General features: G+C 68.1%; 17 protein-coding genes. 11 read left to right on the top strand and 6 right to left on the bottom strand.

The annotated features are described in order from the left end of the window. Positions 1–29 precede the first annotated feature (29 nt). Positions 30–719: a class F sortase gene (locus AC4D12_RS12665; protein WP_490950288.1), complete on the bottom strand. Its 690-nt coding sequence runs from the start codon at positions 717–719 to the stop codon at positions 30–32. Between the two features lie 15 nt (positions 720–734). Continuing rightward, the gene (locus AC4D12_RS12660; protein WP_490950287.1) at positions 735–1,523 is read right to left on the bottom strand and encodes a GVDTG sorting domain-containing protein; all 789 of its coding nucleotides are present in this window, start codon (positions 1,521–1,523) and stop codon (positions 735–737) included. 172 nt (positions 1,524–1,695) lie between these two features. Between AC4D12_RS12660 and AC4D12_RS12655 the strand changes: the two genes are divergently transcribed. From AC4D12_RS12655 to AC4D12_RS12635, 5 genes are all read left to right on the top strand, one after another. Next, entirely contained in the window at positions 1,696–2,178 is a 483-nt protein-coding gene (locus tag AC4D12_RS12655; RefSeq protein ID WP_490950286.1) for a hypothetical protein, read from the top strand. A gap of 48 nt (positions 2,179–2,226) precedes the next feature. Next, complete coding sequence (locus tag AC4D12_RS12650; protein WP_490950285.1) at positions 2,227–3,084, top strand: exodeoxyribonuclease III; 858 nt, start codon at positions 2,227–2,229, stop codon at positions 3,082–3,084. Then, a complete protein-coding gene (trpS, locus tag AC4D12_RS12645; protein WP_490950284.1) occupies positions 3,081–4,148 on the top strand; it encodes a tryptophan--tRNA ligase in 1,068 nt (355 codons plus the stop codon). Before AC4D12_RS12650 ends, trpS begins: the two co-directional genes overlap by 4 nt. Before the next feature lie 69 nt (positions 4,149–4,217). Further along, positions 4,218–4,742 carry a 2'-5' RNA ligase family protein gene (locus tag AC4D12_RS12640; RefSeq protein WP_490950283.1) on the top strand — a complete coding sequence of 175 codons (525 nt, stop codon included), beginning with the start codon at positions 4,218–4,220 and terminating at the stop codon, positions 4,740–4,742. Continuing rightward, positions 4,705–5,793: a YihY/virulence factor BrkB family protein gene (locus AC4D12_RS12635; protein WP_490950282.1), complete on the top strand. Its 1,089-nt coding sequence runs from the start codon at positions 4,705–4,707 to the stop codon at positions 5,791–5,793. Before AC4D12_RS12640 ends, AC4D12_RS12635 begins: the two co-directional genes overlap by 38 nt. 135 nt (positions 5,794–5,928) lie before the next feature. Here AC4D12_RS12635 and AC4D12_RS12630 read toward each other — a convergent pair whose 3' ends face one another. The 4 genes from AC4D12_RS12630 to sdhC form a co-directional block, all read right to left on the bottom strand. Continuing rightward, a complete protein-coding gene (locus AC4D12_RS12630; RefSeq protein WP_490950281.1) occupies positions 5,929–6,717 on the bottom strand; it encodes a succinate dehydrogenase iron-sulfur subunit in 789 nt (262 codons plus the stop codon). Next, a complete protein-coding gene (gene sdhA / locus AC4D12_RS12625; protein WP_490950280.1) occupies positions 6,717–8,495 on the bottom strand; it encodes a succinate dehydrogenase flavoprotein subunit in 1,779 nt (592 codons plus the stop codon). The genes AC4D12_RS12630 and sdhA overlap by 1 nt, the downstream gene beginning before the upstream one ends. A gap of 100 nt (positions 8,496–8,595) precedes the next feature. Continuing rightward, entirely contained in the window at positions 8,596–9,063 is a 468-nt protein-coding gene (locus AC4D12_RS12620) for a succinate dehydrogenase hydrophobic membrane anchor subunit (protein WP_490950279.1), read from the bottom strand. 6 nt (positions 9,064–9,069) lie between these two features. Further along, positions 9,070–9,465: a succinate dehydrogenase, cytochrome b556 subunit gene (gene sdhC / locus AC4D12_RS12615; RefSeq protein ID WP_490950278.1), complete on the bottom strand. Its 396-nt coding sequence runs from the start codon at positions 9,463–9,465 to the stop codon at positions 9,070–9,072. A gap of 387 nt (positions 9,466–9,852) precedes the next feature. Here sdhC and AC4D12_RS12610 point away from each other — a divergent pair, with 387 nt between their 5' ends. From AC4D12_RS12610 to AC4D12_RS12585, 6 genes are all read left to right on the top strand, one after another. Then, complete coding sequence (locus AC4D12_RS12610; RefSeq protein ID WP_490950650.1) at positions 9,853–10,950, top strand: mannose-1-phosphate guanylyltransferase; 1,098 nt, start codon at positions 9,853–9,855, stop codon at positions 10,948–10,950. Positions 10,951–10,990: 40 nt separating this feature from the next. Beyond that, entirely contained in the window at positions 10,991–12,196 is a 1,206-nt protein-coding gene (locus AC4D12_RS12605) for an amidohydrolase (RefSeq protein ID WP_490950277.1), read from the top strand. Between the two features lie 249 nt (positions 12,197–12,445). Then, a complete protein-coding gene (locus AC4D12_RS12600) occupies positions 12,446–13,561 on the top strand; it encodes a BMP family lipoprotein (RefSeq protein ID WP_490950276.1) in 1,116 nt (371 codons plus the stop codon). 172 nt (positions 13,562–13,733) lie between these two features. Next, positions 13,734–15,278 carry an ABC transporter ATP-binding protein gene (locus AC4D12_RS12595; protein WP_490950275.1) on the top strand — a complete coding sequence of 515 codons (1,545 nt, stop codon included), beginning with the start codon at positions 13,734–13,736 and terminating at the stop codon, positions 15,276–15,278. Further along, a complete protein-coding gene (locus AC4D12_RS12590; RefSeq protein WP_490950274.1) occupies positions 15,275–16,678 on the top strand; it encodes an ABC transporter permease in 1,404 nt (467 codons plus the stop codon). The genes AC4D12_RS12595 and AC4D12_RS12590 overlap by 4 nt, the downstream gene beginning before the upstream one ends. After that, complete coding sequence (locus AC4D12_RS12585) at positions 16,675–17,976, top strand: ABC transporter permease (RefSeq protein ID WP_490950273.1); 1,302 nt, start codon at positions 16,675–16,677, stop codon at positions 17,974–17,976. Before AC4D12_RS12590 ends, AC4D12_RS12585 begins: the two co-directional genes overlap by 4 nt. Positions 17,977–17,979 lie beyond the last annotated feature (3 nt).

Raw genomic sequence — 17,979 nt, 5'->3', positions numbered from 1 at the left:
CAGGACCGCTCGGCCGTGGGACGTGTCGTTCAGATGACGAGTGTCGCGTACACCACGTAGTTGTCGTCGAACTCGCCCGTGTCCGGGTTGTAGCCGTCGCACGTGATGAGCCGCAGTTCCGAGCCCGGGGTGTTGCCGTAGACCGTGAAGGTCGGGAAGTTGTCCTTCTCGTACTGCTCGCCGCGCTGGAACTCGAACTCCGCCGTCGAGCCGTCCTGGCGGATGACGTTGATGCGGTCTCCCGCCTTCAGGGCGCGGAGATCGGCGAACACGCCCTTGCCGCCGTCGGTAGCGTTCACGTGCCCGAGCATCACTGCCGGCCCGCGGTCACCCGGGGTGGGGGACTGGTTGTACCAGCTCGCCGGCGAGCCCGGTCCGTCCGGCGGTACCTCGAGGCTCCGGTTCTCGCGGAGACCGAGACTGAGGAGGTCCGTCCGCACGCCGATCGTCGGGATCTCCAGGGTGACGGGTTCCGATGCCGGGAGGACCGCCGGCTGGGCGGGTTCCGCAGGGGCGGGGGCCGCGGCGGGCGGGGACGACGGCGCGGCAGGAGCCTGCGTAGGAGCCTGCGACGTCGGCGCCACGGTGGGCGCCGCGCTGACGGAGGTCTCGGTTGTGGTGGCGGGGGCGTCCCCGGAGCCACAGCCGGTCAGGAGAAAAAGGGCGGCCACCGCCGGGGCCGTGAAGCCCCAGCGGTGGCCGATTGCTTTACCGATCACAGTGAAGGATAGGTATTACGCGTTGGCGCGGCGACGAACGGCGTAGGTGCCACCGGCTGCTGCTGCGAGGACGAGCCCGCCACCGAGGGCGATCATGCCTGCGGTGTTGGAGGACTCGGTGGCAACACCGGTGTCGGCTCCGCCGTACGGCATTTCGCCCATCTGGGTCTTCACGAGCGTGCCGCACAGTGCGGGCGAGGTGGCGCCGAGGGGCAGCGCCTCCTGGGGCTCGGGGGTCAGGTCGCTACGGCTGTTGAAGACCTCAGCCGTTGCGGGGGTGGTTGCGGGATCCAGACCGTGGACGACGACGACGGCGGTGCCGGCGGCGAGGGCGTCCTGAGTGGCCTGGTCGAGCTCGATGGTGCGCTCGACCGAGTAGGTTCCACCCTGGCCACCGAGAGCGAGGTTCAGGCCCTCGGCAGGCGTGGTTGCACCGGAGGTGGTGATCGTGGTGAGGATTCCTCCGTAGCCGGCTGCACCCTCTGAAACGCTGACGATGCCATTGGCATCGGCGTCGTTGGCGGGGGTGGGGCAGACGCCTGCAGCGCCGCCGTGGATGTGCTGGACGTGGGGGTACGGCATGTCCATGAAGGTCTCGGCGAGGCCGGAAACCTGCAGGTTGATCTTGGCGCTGGCGCCCTTCACGTCGACCGTGATGGTTCCGGTGCCCGTGGTGCCGTTCAGCTGGCCCAGCGTGGACGAGTAGGTGCCTGTGGCGTGGTCGGCCATCGCGGGGGCACCTGCCATGGCGACAGCGCCGAGGGCGAGGGCCGGTACGGCGATGAGACGCATCTTCTTGTTCATGGGGTATTCCTCCATAGTGCGAGTGAAGCGCACCGAGAGGGCGCGCGTAACTCTGATTCGGGGTGACCCCCATCACGGATGGGGGAAGATGTGAAAAATCTTTGAAGGGGCTGGCAGTTCGCCAGCGGTGGAAGCTCGGCGGCTCGTGGCGCGCATGCGGAACAATGACCGTATGCAGAGCATCGGGAACAACGGACGGCCCGCGGGCCGGGGCGTGAGTATGCGCATGGGTACCGCCGGCATGGCCGTGATGGTGATCGTCTTCCTGGTGGCCGTGGTGTTCGCGGCCAACCAGAACGACGTCATCGGGTGGCTCGTGGCCCTCATCTCGCTCGGCTGGCTGCTTATCTTCAGCTATGTGGTGGTCAGCCTGCGGTCCGCTGCTCGCAAGGCTGCGGCCCGCCTTCAGACGCACGGGGGATTCGATGCGCGCGGGAGTGTGCCACCAGCCGCGGTCGACCGCTCGCGGGATCTGAAGCTGGATCACAGCTTCAAGATCGTGCAGGTGCAGGTGGGTGTCGTCAGGGAGTACCTGGGTAAGGACGAGGGGATGGTGGAGCGTGCGCTCGAGACCATCGAGATCACCTCGCACAATGCCCGGTCCATGATGAAGGGCTCGTCGGAGGGGCCTGTCGAAGGCACCGTGGTCGACTGAGTGGAGGCCATTCCGGCGGACGTGATGCGCGCAAAACTGCGGGGTAAGGTGGATCGAGTGAGTCCGGCATCCACCCCAGAGCTGAAGCCCCTGCGCATCGCCTCCGTGAACGTCAACGGCATCCGCGCCGCCTACAAGCGCGGCATGCAGCAGTGGCTGGACGGGCGCGACGTCGACATCCTGTGTCTGCAAGAGGTCCGTGCGCCCGATGCCGTGGTCCGCTCCCTGCTCGGTGATGGCTGGCACATCCTCCACACCGAGGCCGAGGCGAAGGGCCGCGCGGGGGTAGCCATCGCATCCCGCCAGGAGCCCGTCGCCACGAGGACCAGCATCGGTGACTCCTACTTCGACACCGCCGGACGCTGGGTCGAGGCCGACTTCGAGATCCACGGCACGGCGCTCTCGGTCGTCAGCGCCTACGTGCACTCCGGCGAGGTGGGCACGCAGAAACAGGACGACAAGTACCGGTTCCTCGACGCCATGGCCGCCCGCCTGCCGCACCTGCGGGACCACGCGGACCACGCCGTCGTGATGGGTGACCTGAACGTGGGGCACACGGAGCTGGACATCCGGAACTGGAAGGGCAACGTGAAGAACGCCGGCTTCCTGCCCGAGGAACGCGCGTACTTCGACAGGTTCTTCTCCGACGAGTGCGGCTTCATCGACGTCGCGCGATCCCTCGCCGGGCCGATCGACGGGCCGTACACCTGGTGGTCCTGGCGTGGGAAGGCCTTCGACAACGACACCGGGTGGCGCATCGACTACCAGCTGGCCACGCAGGCCCTCGCGGAGAGCGCCGTGAGCGCCGACGTCGACCGGGCGCCGAGCTGGGACACGCGGTTCTCGGACCACGCGCCGCTCGTCGTCGACTACCGGATACAACCCGAGGACGCAGACGCACCATGACCATCCCTACCGCAGCTCCCACCACCTCTTCCGCGGCGCCTGCCGCACAGGGTGCCCGCCAGCGCGTCCTGTCCGGCATGCAGCCCTCGGCCGGCTCGCTCCACCTCGGCAACTACCTCGGCGCGCTCGTCAACTGGGTCCGTCTGCAGGAGACCTTCGACGCCGTCTACTTCATCCCCGATCTGCACGCGATCACGGTGCCGCAGGACCCGCAGGAACTGGCGCACCGCTCCCGCCTCACTGCAGCGCAGTACATCGCAGGCGGTGTGGATCCGGACACCGCAACACTGTTCGTGCAGTCGCATGTCCCGGAGCACGCCCAGCTCGCCTGGGTCCTCAACTGCCTCACCGGCTTCGGTGAGGCCTCGCGCATGACGCAGTTCAAGGACAAGGCGTCCAAGCAGGGCACCGACGCGGCGAGCGTGGGGCTCTTCACCTACCCGATCCTGCAGGCCGCGGACATCCTGCTGTACCGGCCCGACGGCGTTCCGGTCGGTGAGGACCAGCGACAGCACGTGGAGCTGAGCCGGGACCTCGCACAGCGTTTCAACGCCCGGTTCGGGGAGACCTTCGTGGTGCCGGAGCCCTTCATCCAGAAGGAGTCGGCGAAGATCTACGACCTCCAGAACCCGACGGCGAAGATGTCCAAGTCCGCACCGTCCGTCGCAGGCCTGATCAACCTGCTCGACGACCCGAAGGTCACGGCCAAGCGCATCAAGTCGGCCGTCACGGACGCGGGTACCGAGATCCGCTTCGATCGGGCCGAGAAGCCCGGCGTCTCGAACCTGCTCGGTATCTTCTCCCTGCTGTCGGGTCGGAGCGTGGCAGAGCTCGAGGCCGAGTACGCCGGCCGCATGTACGGCCATCTGAAGGTCGACCTAGCCGACGTGGTGGTCGAGGCGCTCGCGCCGATCCGCTCGCGGACCGAGGAACTGCTCGCCGATCCGGCGGAGCTCGACCGGCTGCTGGCCCAGGGAGCCGCGAAGGCACGGGCGCTGGCAGCACCCACACTCGCCGACGTGTACGCGCGCGTGGGCTTCCTGCCCGCCGCCGGAGCTCGCTGACCCATGTGTGCCCTCCCCGGTCGTGCGTCCTCTGCAGACGCTGCGGACGCACTGCGGGCGGAGAGCTGCGTGGGGATCACCATCCCGATACCGGAGCCGCTCGCCGGCAGGCTCGTGACCTGGCGCGCCTCCTTCGGTGATCCGATGGCGTCCGTGGTGCCGCCCCACGTCACCCTGATCACCACCACCCAGGCCACGGACTGGACTGCGACGATCGACCACGTGCGGGAGGTCGCGCAAGGTCAACAGTCCTTCGGTGTGACCCTGAGGGGAACCGGTTCCTTCCGTCCGGTGTCACCGGTGGTGTTCCTGAACCTCGTCGAGGGCTACGAGGAGTGCGTGGATCTGCACACGCGGCTCCAGACGGGCCCCCTGGAGCGCGACCTCGAATTCCCGTTCCACCCGCACGTGACCGTGGCCCACGACGTCTCGGACGCCGGGATGGATGCTGCGCTCGAGCAGCTGGGGGACTTCGAGGCGTCCTTCGAGGTGGGAGCCATGGGGCTCTACGAACACCTGCCCTCGGGCCTGTGGAGGTTGCGGGAGGAGCTGCACTTTGGCATCGCTGACCGCTCCCAAACCCCCTGTTCCTGAGCAGCCGTCACCCGCCAGCCTGCCCGAGCTCCACCGCAAGGTGATCGACGCACAGGTGCGGCTCGGTCGGTTGAGACGATCCGGCAGCGGGGGAGCGGAGCTGTTCCTCGCGCGGACCGATCTCGCCCTGTCGCGGTTCAACACCCTCCGTCCGGTCCGGGTGTTCCAGCTCTACCTCGTGCGGAGCGGCCCCCTGATGGCCGCCGGGCTCGCCTACCGGCTCTTCTTCACCATCGCCGCACTCCTGTTCGTGGGCTTCGCGATCTTCGGGCTCGTGCTCGCCGGCAACGAGACGCTCCAGCGCATCGTCATCGGCGCCCTTGACGCGGCCGTGCCCGGGCTGATCGCCGAGGGCGATCAGGAGGGGCTCGTGCGACCGGAGGTCCTGTTCGACGGCGACACCGGGTTCGGTCTGGCCCTCCTCGTGTCGGCCGTGGTGACCCTCGCCACGGCCCTCGGCTGGGTGGCGGGGATCAGGGAGGCCATGCGGCGGATCTTCGACCTGCCGCCGCTCGTGGGGCTCCCTGTGGTGATCAAGCTCAAGGACCTCGGGACGCTCGCCCTGCTCGCGGTGGTGATGCTCGTGACCACGGTGGTCGGTGTACTCGCCAACACCACGCTCGGCGCCGTGCTCACCTTCCTCCACCTGACCGACGCGAGCCGCTGGCTCACCCAGGTGGCGGGGTTCGCCGTCATGGTGGTCCTCGACACGCTCGTCGCCGTCGTCCTGCTGCGCTCGGCGTCCGCCATAGACATGCCGCGGCCCGTGCTCCTGCAGGGAGCTGTGATCGCCGGTATCGGAAGCACCCTCCTGCGGTCCTTCTCGACGCTCCTCCTCGCGGGCCTGGGCCGGAACGTCATCCTGCTGCAGTTCGCCGTGATCCTCGGGCTCTTCATCTGGTTCTTCTTCCTGAACCAGGTGTACCTGCTGGCGACGGCGTGGTGCGCCATCGGGACGGCCGATCGCGAGGTCAGGGAGGATCGACGGCGCGGGGCCAGGACGGGCAGCCTGCAGCAGCGCAGCCGGCGGAAGCAGGATTCCGTAGGATGATCGTTCCGGCCGGTCGCCTGCCCCTGATGTGACGAAGCATCCGACCCGGACATGACGAAGGGCGGCCCGTCGGTGACGGACCGCCCTTCATCGTGCCGGCCGGCGTTACCGGCCGGATCTGACCCTGCGTGCGAATCAGACCCTGCGGGTCAGGATGGCCTGCTTGACCTCGGAGATGGCCTTGGTGACCTGGATACCGCGAGGGCAGGCCTCGGAGCAGTTGAAGGTGGTGCGGCAGCGCCACACGCCTTCCTTGTCATTCAGGATCTCGAGGCGCATGTCACCGGCGTCATCACGTGAATCGAAGATGAAGCGGTGTGCGTTGACGATCGCTGCGGGACCGAAGTACTGACCGTCGGTCCAGAAGACGGGGCAGGACGACGTGCACGCCGCGCAGAGAATGCACTTGGTGGTGTCGTCGTAGCGCTCGCGCTCCTCGGCGGACTGCAGCCGTTCCTTCGTGGGCTCGTGGCCCTTCGTGACGAGGAACGGCATGATCTCGCGGTACGACTGGAAGAACGGCTCCATGTCGACGATGAGGTCCTTCTCCACGGGCAGGCCCTTGATGGGCTCGACGAGGATGGGCTTCGACGTGTCGAGGTCCTTCAGAAGCGTCTTGCACGCCAGGCGGTTGCGGCCGTTGATGCGCATGGCATCGGACCCGCAGACGCCGTGGGCGCAGGACCGTCGGAACGACACCGAACCGTCGTGCTCCCACTTAACCTTGTGCAGGGCGTCCAGCACGCGGTCCGTGCCGTACATGGTCAGCTGCCACTCGTCCCACCGCGCCTCGTCGGAGATCTCGGGGTCGTAGCGGCGGACCTTCAGGGTGATGTCGAACGTGGGGATCTCTCCGCCACCGCCGACACCGGGTGCGAGCTCGACCTTGGAGGCCGGCTCCTTCTCCATCGTTTCGGTGCTCATCAGTACTTTCGCTCCATGGGCTGGTATCGGGTGAAGATCACCGGTTTGGTCTCAAGGCGCACACCGCTCGTCTCGACGGCGCTGGGGTCCTTGTAGGCCATGGAATGGGTCATGAAGTTCTCGTCGTCGCGCTCCGGGTAGTCCTCCCGGAAGTGACCGCCACGGGACTCCTTGCGGTGCAGTGCAGCTGCCGTCATGACCTTCGCCATGTCCAGCAGGAAGCCCAGTTCCACGGCCTCGAGGAGGTCGAGGTTGAACCGCTTGCCCTTGTCCTGCACGGTGATGCGTGTGTAGCGCTCCTCGAGCGAGTCGATCACGCGCAGCGCCTCGAGGAGGGTCTCCTCCGTGCGGAACACCTGCACGTTGGCGTCCATGATGTCCTGGAGTTCCTTGCGGATGAGGGCCACGCGCTCGCCGCCCTCCGAGCTGCGGGCCCGGTTGAGGAGCTCGTCGGTCTCGGTGGTCGGGTTCTCGGGGATCTCCACGAAGTCGGCCGTCAGGGCGTACTCCGCGGCAGCCAGGCCGGCGCGCTTGCCGAACACATTGATGTCCAGCAGTGAGTTGGTGCCGAGTCGGTTCGATCCGTGCACCGAGACGCAGGCGACCTCGCCGGCGGCGTACAGCCCCGGCACCACGGTGTCGTTGTCCGCGAGGACCTCGGCCTTGATGTTGGTGGGGATGCCGCCCATCGCGTAGTGCGCCGTCGGGAAGACGGGGACCGGTTCGGTGTAGGGCTCCACGCCGAGGTACGTCCGGGCGAACTCGGTGATGTCCGGGAGCTTCGCGTCGATGTGGGCGGGCTCGAGGTGGGTGAGGTCGAGGAGTACGTAGTCCTTGTTCGGCCCCGCACCGCGGCCCTCGCGGACCTCGTTCGCCATGGACCGCGCCACGATGTCACGGGGAGCGAGATCCTTGATGGTCGGTGCATAGCGCTCCATGAAGCGCTCGCCCTCCGAGTTGCGGAGGATGGCACCCTCACCGCGGGCGGCCTCCGAGAGGAGGATGCCGAGACCGGCGAGTCCGGTCGGGTGGAACTGGAAGAACTCCATGTCCTCGAGGGGGATGCCCCGACGGAACGCGATGCCCATGCCGTCACCGGTGAGGGTGTGCGCGTTGGAGGTCGTCTTGTAGACCTTGCCGACGCCGCCCGAGGCGAAGACGATCGACTTCGCCTGGAAGACGTGCAGCTCGCCCGATGCGAGGTCGTAGGAGACGACCCCGGCGACGCGCTTCTGGACCCGCGTCTCGCCGTCGACGACTACTTCCTCGTCGACCATGAGGAGGTCGAGGACGTAGTACTCGTTGTAGAACTCGACGTTGTGCTTGACGCAGTTCTGGTACAGCGTCTGGAGGATCATGTGGCCCGTGCGGTCGGCCGCGTAGCAGGACCTGCGGACGGGAGCCTTGCCGTGGTCACGTGTGTGACCACCGAAGCGACGCTGGTCGATCCGGCCCTCGGGTGTCCGGTTGAAGGGCAGCCCCATCTTCTCGAGGTCGAGGACGGCCTCGATCGCCTCCCGCGCCATGACCTCTGCGGCGTCCTGGTCGACGAGGTAGTCGCCACCCTTGACGGTGTCGAAGGTGTGCCACTCCCAGTTGTCCTCTTCGACATTGGCGAGGGCGGCGCACATGCCGCCCTGGGCCGCACCCGTGTGCGACCGCGTGGGGTAGAGCTTCGTCAGGACGGCGGTGCGGGCGCGCTGGCCGGACTCGATGGCTGCGCGCATCCCTGCGCCGCCCGCTCCGACGATGACGACGTCGTACTTGTGGACCTGCATGCTGGTCGCTCTTTCTGTTGAAACCGGTGTGAGTGCATGAGGGCGCCCCGTCGGGCCTGTCATGCGGGAACTGCCGACCTGCGGCAGGCGACGATCCTGCTTACGGAGCGGGGCAGTACTCCGCGACGTGTGCCACGCCGTCGATGACCGGGCAGGGATCGAAGGTGAAGATCACGAGGGTGCCGAGCACCACGATGACCACCGTGGAGGTGTACAGGACTCCCTTGAGCCACATGCGCGTGCTGTTCTTCTCGGCGTAGTCGTTGATGATCACGCGGATGCCGTTTGTGCCGTGCAGCATGGCCAGCCACAGCATGGTGAGGTCCCAGATCTGCCACACCGGGTCCGCCCACTTACCCGCGACGAAACCGAAGTCGATCCCACTGATGCCGTCGCCGGCCACCAGGTTCACGTAGAGGTGCACGAAGATCAGGACCACGAGGATGGCGCCGGAGAGCCGCATGAACAGCCAGGCGATCATCTCGAAGTTGCCACGCGATCCGGTGGAGCGTGAGTAGCCCGGGGTCACTCGACCCGAGCGCGGGCTCTCGATGGTTGGGGTAGCCATGGCGTTCTAACCTCCGAAGACGTGCGAGAGATGGCGGATCGAGAAGGCGATCATGACGACAGCCCAGAGACCGACGACGCTCCACAGCATCTGACGGTGGTACCTGGGCCCCTTCTTCCAGAAGTCGACGAGGATGACGCGGATCCCGTTGAAGGCGTGGAACACGATGGCTGCCACGAGACCGAGTTCACCCAGGCCCATGATGGGGTTCTTGTAGGACGCGATGACGGCGTCGTAGGCCTCGGGGGACACGCGGACCAACGAGGTGTCCAGGACATGTACGAGGAGGAAGAAGAAAATCACGACCCCGGTGATGCGATGCGCAACCCAGGACCATTGACCTTCGCGGCCGCGGTAGAGGGTGCCCGCTGGAACCAGCGATTTAGTCAGTGTCTTCGGCATTGAAATTACCTCCCTGCATCGCGAGGGCGTTCGCGCGTGATGCGCAGGGGTGACGCCGGTGCGACAGCACTCTTCTAGTAAGAATAATGTAGGGCGGTGACACTCCCCGTTCAATTTAGGGGTCCCTCACCTGTGACCTTGTTAACACGTGCGCGCGGCAGAAGGTTCCGTCGCCGCCCTCGTGCTCGCCGCCTGGGTGCGGGACCGGGAGCGCGGTGATCCTCCGAGGCGGCGGAGGGCGATACCGTGACGTCGTCCGTTACCGTGGAACGGATGAGTACCGAGCGGGCGGCTGCCCACACCCCTGACCCTCTGCCCGACGCACCGGCGGACACCGAGACGGATCCCACGGCGGACGCCACCGCGCACGCCGCGAGCGACCCGGTGATGGCCCGCTTCCACGGCGTGATCCCCGCCGGAGGCACCGGGACACGGCTCTGGCCCCTCTCGCGGGCGGCCGCTCCGAAGTTCCTCCACGACCTCACCGGTTCCGGCAGCACCCTGATCCGGGCGACCTACGACCGGCTCCGCCCCCTGTGCGACGGCCGCACCATGGTGGTCACGGGGATCGTGCACCGTCGGGCGGTCCTCGCGCAGCTGCCCGAGATCGAGGACATGAACCTGGTCCTCGAATCGGAGCCGAAGGATTCCGGCGCCGCGATCGGCCTGGCCGCCGCCATCCTGCACCAGCGGGACCCGAGCATCATCATGGGCTCCTTCGCCGCGGACCAGGTCATCGCACCCGTGGAGGTCTTCCAGGCCGCCGTCCGCGAGGCCATCCACACCGCCGCCCGGGGATACATCGTCACGATCGGCATCAAGCCGACCCACGCCTCCACCGGCTTCGGGTACATCCGCGCCGGCGAGTCCCTCGCGTCCGAGGGTGCGCCCAGCGCCCGCGCCGTCATCGAGTTCGTGGAGAAGCCGTCGCAGGAGGTGGCCGACGGGTACATCGAGAGCGGCAACTACTCCTGGAACGCCGGCATGTTCGTGGCGCCCGTGGATCTCATGCTCAAGCACCTGTCCGCCAACGAGCCCGAGCTCTACGCGGGCCTCATGGAGATCGCCGGCGCCTGGGACACCCCCCGGCGGGTCGAGGTGGCCCGCCGCGTCTGGCCGCACCTCCCGAAGATCGCCATCGACTACGCCGTCGCCGAGCCCGCGGCCGCCGCGGGCGACGTCGCGATGATCCCGGGCGAGTTCAACTGGGACGACGTCGGTGACTTCGCGGCCATCGGCCGCCTGAACCCGGCCGAGGAGAACAGCGAGCTGACGGTCATGGGGGAGGGGGCCCGGGTCTTCTCCGAGAACGCCTCGGGCATCGTCGTCTCGGACACCAAGCGGGTCATCGCGCTCATCGGGATCGAGAACGTCGTCATCGTGGACACGCCGGACGCCCTGCTCGTGACCACGAAGGAGCACGCGCAGGAGGTCAAGACCGCGGTCGAGCGCCTGCGGGCGAGTGGGGACACGGACGTCCTCTGAGGCGGACGGGCAGCGCTGCTGCGATCGGTAGGCTTGAGAAGTGGACACGCCCAGCCAACAGACACCCCTGCCGACACGCGTGGGCGCCGAGCTCGATCCTCTCCTCGACGAGCTGACGGAGGTCCGACGCGACATCCATTGCCATCCGGAGCTGTCCTACAAGGAGCACCGCACCACGGCGCTGATCGTGGAGCGGCTCCGCCGTGCGGGGCTCGAGCCGCAGGTGCTCGAGGGCACGGGTGCCTTCGTGGACATCGGGGACGGGCCCTTGCGCATCGGCCTGCGCGCGGACATCGACGCCCTGCCGATCGTCGAGGAGACGGGTCTGCCGTTCTCCTCCTCGACCGCCGGCGTGACGCACGCCTGCGGTCATGACATCCACGCCACCGTGATGCTCGGCGTGGCACTCGTCATCGCCCGACTCCACGCGGCGGACCCCCTGCCCGGCACCGTGCGCATCATCTTCCAGCCCGCCGAGGAGATGATGCCCGGCGGGGCGATCGACGTCATCGCCCAGGGCGTGCTCGAGGGCGTGCCGCGCATCCTCGCGCTGCACTGCGATCCCCGCATCGACGTCGGTCTGGTGGGCACGCGCATCGGGGCGATCACCTCCGCCTCCGACACCATCCGCGTGGAGCTGACCGGCCGGGGAGGGCACACCTCGCGGCCGCATCTCACCGAGGACCTCGTGTTCGCGCTCGCGTCGATCGCCGTGAACGTCCCGGCCGTCCTCTCCCGCCGTATCGACGTCCGGAGCGCGGTCTCCGTGGTCTGGGGTCAGATCCACGCAGGGTCGGCGCCGAATGCGATCCCCGCTCACGGCTTCATGTCCGGGACGCTGCGCTGCCTCGACGGGGAGGCCTGGGAGTCCGCGGGCGAACTCCTCGACAGCGTGGTCCGGCAGGTCGCGGCGCCGTTCGGCGTCGACGTCAAGCTCGAGCACATCCGCGGTGTGCCTCCGGTGGTCAACCAGGAGGCGGAGACGGGGCTGCTGGAAGCCGCCGCACGCGCCGAGCTCGGCCGCGGCGCCGTCGTCCTGACCCCGCAGTCCATGGGCGGGGAGGACTTCGCCTGGATGACGCAGGAGGTGCCCGGAGCCATGATGCGGCTCGGCACACGCACGCCGGGCGGGGAGACCTTCGATCTCCACCGCGGCGACTACCTGCCGGACGAGCGCGCCATCGGGTGTGGCATCAGGGTCATGGCGGCGGCCGCCCTGCAGGCCGTGTACGACGGCGGCGCCTGAGCAGTGCGCGAGTCGCGGCACCGCTGGGCGGGGCGGCGTGAACGCCCGGATAACGAAACCTGAACGATTCCCCCGCGCCTGCGGAACCTCGTAGTGTCGTCCGTCACGTGAGCCCTTAGGATGTTCGCATACGCGCTGCACCGATGGTGCGGCGGCGCCGCGGTCACTCAGCGAAAACACGGCTTCCCTGTCCCTGTTCTCGGTCGACGGGTGGTCGTCCCCGTGGCGCATCTTTCTCCTGGAGGCATTTTGAAGAACTCACTGCGCAAGATCACGCGCGGCACAGGCCTGTCCGCCGCCGTGCTCGGCGTCTCCGCCCTCGTGCTGTCCGGCTGCGGCGCCCCGCCCCCTGCGGACGCCCCGGCTGCCGACGGCGCTAGTGGCGCCGCAACCACCGACTACCTCGGCTGCATCGTGTCCGACGCCGGAGGCTTCGACGACCGCTCGTTCAACCAGTCGAGCTACGAGGGCCTGCAAGCTGCGCAGACCGACCTCGGCATCGAGATCAACCAGGCCGAGTCCCAGAGCGAGACCGACTTCGGCCCGAACGTCGACAGCATGGTCCAGGGCGGCTGCAACCTCGTGGTCACCGTGGGCTTCCTGCTCGCGGACACCACGAAGGCGGCCGCGGAGGCGAACGCCGAGACGAACTTCGCGATCGTCGACGACAACTCGATCGATCTGCCCAACGTCAAGCCGATCATCTACGACACGGCGCAGGCAGCGTTCCTCGCCGGCTACGCCGCCGCGGCGACGACCGAGACAGGCAAGGTGGCCACGTACGGCGGCATCAACATCCCCACGGTCACCATCTTCATGGACGGTTTCGCCGACGGCGTCGCGTACTACAACGAGGAGACGGGCGAGAACGTCGAACTGCTCGGCTGGGACAAGGAGAGCCAGAACGGTACGTTCATCGGTAACTTCGACGACCAGGCGGCCGGAGCCACCAACACGCAGAACTTCCTCAATGAGGGTGCCGACATCATCATGCCGGTCGCCGGACCCGTGGGACTCGGCACACTCGATGCGATCATCGAGGCCAACGGTGCCGGCGCCAACGCGAAGGCGGTGTGGGTCGACTCGGACGGCTACGAGACGGCTGGGAAGGGCGAGGAGTTCATCCTGACCTCGGTCATGAAGCTCATGGGCGACGCCGTCGAGGACGTCATCACCACGGACGTCGAGGGTGAGTTCGACAACACCCCGTACGTGGGCACTCTGGAGAACGGCGGGGTGGCCCTCGCGCCGTTCCACGACCAGGAGGCCAACGTACCGGCGGACCTGCAGACCACGCTCGACGAACTCACGGAGCAGATCATCGCGGGCGACATCACCGTCGAGTCGGCGGCAAGCCCCCAGTAGTTCCACGCAGTGCACGCCGCTCTCCTCCCGCGGAGCAACGCCGGGGGGAGGGCGGTTTGCGTTTGTACCGGGTGAGCGCATCGTCACGGCAACCGGTATCCTTCACGGGGCCTCCTCGCAGGTTCCCACCGGACGTCCCAGCGGACGTCAACGACACAGAACAGGCTGTTGAGTGAAACTCGAACTGGTCGGCATCACGAAGCGCTTCGGCTCGCTCGTCGCCAACGATCACATCGACCTCGTGGTCGAACCCGGTCAGGTCCACAGCCTGCTCGGCGAGAACGGAGCCGGCAAGTCCACGCTGATGAACGTGCTCTACGGGTTGTACGACCCCACCGAGGGCGAGATCCGCGTGAACGACCGGCCGGTGACCTTCAAGGGGCCCGGCGACGCGATGGCCGCGGGCATCGGCATGGTGCACCAGCACTTCATGCTCGTCCCGGTCTTCACCGTGGCCGAGAACGTGGCGCTCGGCAACGAGGCCACGTCCGCCGGCGGAATGCTCAATCTCCAGGAGACGCGCACGCGCATCCGGCAGATCTCCGACCAGTACGGGTTCGACGTCGACCCCGACGCGGTCGTCGAGGACCTCCCCGTGGGCGTGCAGCAGCGCGTGGAGATCATCAAGGCACTCGTCCGCGACGCCGAGGTACTGATCCTCGACGAGCCGACCGCCGTGCTCACGCCGAAGGAGACCGACGAGCTGCTCGGCATCATGGCGCAGCTGAAGGCCGACGGCACCTCGATCGTCTTCATCTCGCACAAGCTGCGCGAGGTGAAGGCCGTCTCGGACGTCATCACCGTGATCCGTCGCGGGAAGGTGGTCGGCACGGCGGACCCGAGCGCGTCGACCACGGAGCTCGCCTCCCTCATGGTCGGCCGGTCGGTGAGCCTCACGCTCGACAAGAAGCCGGCGACCCCCGGCGAGGCCACGTTCAGGGTCCGCGACCTCACGGTGCAGGCCCCGAACGGCCAGCGGGTGGTGGACGGCCTGAGCTTCGACGTCGCCGAGGGCGAGATCCTCGCGATCGCCGGTGTCCAGGGCAACGGCCAGACCGAGCTCACCGAAGCCATCATGGGGCTGCAGGACCATGTCACAGGGTCCATCACCCTGGGTGGCGAGGAGCTCGTGGGGCGCCGGGTGAAGGACATCATCCGTGCCGGCGTCGGGTTCGTGCCCGAGGACCGCAGCGTGGAGGGTCTCGTGGGCACGTTCACGGTCGCCGAGAACCTCATCCTCAACCGCTACGACACCGCGCCCTTCGCGCGCGGACTCTCGATGTCGCCGTCGGCCATCGGGAAGAACGCCGATGAGAAGATCGCGGAGTACGACGTACGGACGCATTCGTCGTCCGCTGCCGCGGGTACGCTCTCGGGCGGCAACCAGCAGAAGGTCGTCATGGCCCGCGAGTTCTCGCGGCCCCTCAAGCTGTTCATCGCGTCCCAGCCCACCCGCGGCGTGGACGTGGGATCCATCGAATTCCTGCACCGCCGCATCGTCGCCGAACGCGACGGCGGCACGCCCGTGATCATCGTGTCCACCGAGCTCGACGAGGTGCTCGAACTCGCCGACCGAATCGCGGTGCTCTACCGCGGACGCCTCATGGGCATCGTGCCCGGGACGGTGTCCCGCGATGTGCTCGGCCTCATGATGGCCGGGATGCACGCCGACGAGGCGTTGCCGCAGGCCCACGACGTTCAAGGAGGAGACCTGTGAGTGCGCAGGACGGAAAGCCGGGCGTTCCCGGGTCGGACGGCGACGCCGGAGCGTCGCTGACGCGACGTGAGGCGAAGGAGGCCGCGCGGCAGGACGAGGTACGCCTCGACATCGCCGTCGAGACCGCCGGGGGAGACGTGCCCCCGCCCGCCGTGCCGGCCACGTCGGCCGCTCTCGGAGCCGGCGCCCCGAGCGCCGCCGGGATCCTCCAGCGCATCATGACGGGGAACGCGCTCGTCGCGTTCCTCTCCGTGGTGCTCGCCCTGATCCTCGGCGGCCTGCTCATCGCGGTGACCGACGAGAACGTGGCGGCAGCGTCGTCGTACTTCTTCAGCCGCCCCCAGGACACCCTCCTGGCGGCGTGGACCGCTGCGTCGAGCGCCTACCTCGCCCTGTTCCAGGGATCGGTGTTCAACGCCGAGGGCGAGACCTTCAGCCGCATGATCTACCCGCTCACGCAGACCCTCACCGTGGCGACCCCGCTCATCTGCGCGGGCCTCGGCGTGGCTCTGGCCTTCCGGGCGGGCCTCTTCAACATCGGCGCCCAGGGTCAGATCCTCATCGGTGCCACCTTCGCCGGCTGGATCGGCTTCACGCTGGACCTCCCCGTCGGCGTCCACCTCCTGCTCGTGATCATCGCCGGCATGGTGGGCGGGGCCGTCTGGGCCGGTCTCGTGGGTCTCCTCAAGGCACGCACCGGCGCCAACGAGGTCATCCTCACCATCATGTTCAACTACATCGCCACGAACCTGGTGCTGTACTTCCTCAGCACCCCCTCGTTCCAGCGCCCCGGTTCGACCAACCCCATCAGCCCCCAGCTCGAGGGGTCCGCGGTCTACCCGCTGCTGCTCGGTCCGGACTTCCGCCTGCACTGGGGCTTCGTGGTCGCCGTGCTCGCGACGGTCTTCGTCTGGTGGCTCCTCAACCGCTCGACGGTCGGCTTCGAACTGCGCGCGGTCGGCGCCAATGCCAGCGCGGCCCGCACGGCGGGCGTGAGCGTCAGCAAGGGCTACATCCTCGCGATGTCCATCGCCGGTGCCCTCGCAGGCCTCGCAGGAGTGGCGCAGGTCGCGGGCACCGAGAAGGTGCTGACCTCCGGCGTCGCGGCGAGCTTCGGATTCGATGCCATCACCGTCGCCCTGCTCGGGCGCTCGTCGCCCTGGGGAACGTTCGCGGCGGGGGTGCTCTTCGGGGCGTTCCGTGCCGGCGGCGTGACCATGCAGGCGCAGACCGGGACGAGCATCGACATCGTCCTCGTGGTGCAGTCGCTGATCGTCCTCTTCATCGCCGCACCGCCGCTGGTGCGCGCGCTGTTCCGCCTGCCGACGCCCGGTGCGCTGAGCTCCGGCAAGGGCAGCACCCCCGCACGCACGCCAGCCTCGACCGGAGCAGCAGCATGAGCACCAGTACAGCAACCGCCCGGACCACGGACGCACCCGAGCCCACGCCCGCGACCGCGACGGTGCGGAACTGGAAGAACCCGGTGATCCTCTCCGTGGTGGCCCTCGTCTCGCTCCTGGTCTTCGCCCTCGGGGCTCCGGACAACGACGTCACCTTCCGGTTGTCGGAGGAAGCCGACCGCTTCGTCCTGCCGTCGATCGTCGTCTCCGCGCCCATCATCGGCTGGGTCATGTCACTCGCCATGGTCGCGCTGGCCGTCGTCGCCGTCCTCCGGACCCGCGCGGCCCGGGTGGTGCCCGTGTGGGTGCCGGCGGTGTTCGCCTTCCTGTTCGTCGTGGCCTTCCTGACCTGGGTGGTCGGGAGCGCGGGCACGCCGAACATCGCCCTCTACGGGTTGCTCGCCGGATCGGTCAGCCTCGCCGTCCCCCTGATCTTCGGGTCACTGTCGGGTGTCCTCTGTGAGCGGTCCGGTGTCGTCAACATCGCGATCGAGGGGCAGCTGCTCTTCGGGGCCTTCGCGGCGGCCGTCGCGGCCTCGCTCTCGGGCAGCGCGTTCGTCGGGCTCCTCGCGGCGGCCCTCGCCGGAACCCTCGTCTCCCTGGTCCTCGCGGTGTTCAGCATCCGCTACGTCGTCAACCAGGTGATCGTCGGCGTCGTGCTCAACGTCCTCGTCTCGGGCCTCACCGGTTTCCTCTTCTCGACGGTGCTCACCGCCGATCCCGAGCGCTGGAACACCCCTCCGCGGTTGCCCGTGGTCGAGATCCCGCTCCTCGCTGACATCCCCGTGATCGGGCCCATCCTCTTCGCGCAGACCATCGTCGGCTACCTCATGTACGTGGCCGTCGCCGTGATCTACGTGGCTCTCTACCACTCGCGGTGGGGCCTGCGCACGCGAGCCGTGGGGGAGCACCCGAAGGCAGCGGACACGCTCGGCGTCAACGTCAACCGGATGCGCTTCACGAACGTCCTGCTCGCCGGAGTGGTCGCAGGCATCGGCGGTTCCTTCTTCACCCTCGTGGCCGTCTCCGGTTTCGGCCGGGACATGACCGCCGGTCAGGGCTACATCGCGTTGGCGGCCCTGATCTTCGGTCGCTGGAACCCCATCGGCGCCTTCTTCGCGGCCCTGCTGTTCGGCTTCGCCACGAACCTGTCCAACGTCCTGAGCGTGGCCGGTACTGCGGTGCCGGACCAGTTCCTGCGCATGCTCCCCTACGTGGTCACCGTGTTCGCCGTCGCCGGCCTCGTCGGCCGCTCGCGCGCGCCCGGAGCCAGCGGCATCCCGTACATCAAGGGCTAGGAG

It is taken from the genome of Arthrobacter sp. TJ-266, assembly GCF_058269115.1.
Note: the sequence above shows the minus strand (reverse complement) of the source record. Positions and strands in the feature narration are given on the sequence as shown.

Bases quoted from the DNA above. Each gene is read 5' to 3' on its own strand.
- AC4D12_RS12660 (WP_490950287.1), bottom strand. From the start codon at position 1,523: ATGAACAAGAAGATGCGTCTCATCGCCGTACCGGCCCTCGCCCTCGGC.
- AC4D12_RS12655 (WP_490950286.1), top strand. From the start codon at position 1,696: ATGCAGAGCATCGGGAACAACGGACGGCCCGCGGGCCGGGGCGTGAGT.
- trpS (WP_490950284.1), top strand. From the start codon at position 3,081: ATGACCATCCCTACCGCAGCTCCCACCACCTCTTCCGCGGCGCCTGCC.
- AC4D12_RS12630 (WP_490950281.1), bottom strand. From the start codon at position 6,717: ATGAGCACCGAAACGATGGAGAAGGAGCCGGCCTCCAAGGTCGAGCTC.
- sdhA (WP_490950280.1), bottom strand. From the start codon at position 8,495: ATGCAGGTCCACAAGTACGACGTCGTCATCGTCGGAGCGGGCGGCGCA.
- AC4D12_RS12620 (WP_490950279.1), bottom strand. From the start codon at position 9,063: ATGGCTACCCCAACCATCGAGAGCCCGCGCTCGGGTCGAGTGACCCCG.
- sdhC (WP_490950278.1), bottom strand. From the start codon at position 9,465: ATGCCGAAGACACTGACTAAATCGCTGGTTCCAGCGGGCACCCTCTAC.
- AC4D12_RS12610 (WP_490950650.1), top strand. From the start codon at position 9,853: ATGGCCCGCTTCCACGGCGTGATCCCCGCCGGAGGCACCGGGACACGG.
- AC4D12_RS12585 (WP_490950273.1), top strand. From the start codon at position 16,675: ATGAGCACCAGTACAGCAACCGCCCGGACCACGGACGCACCCGAGCCC.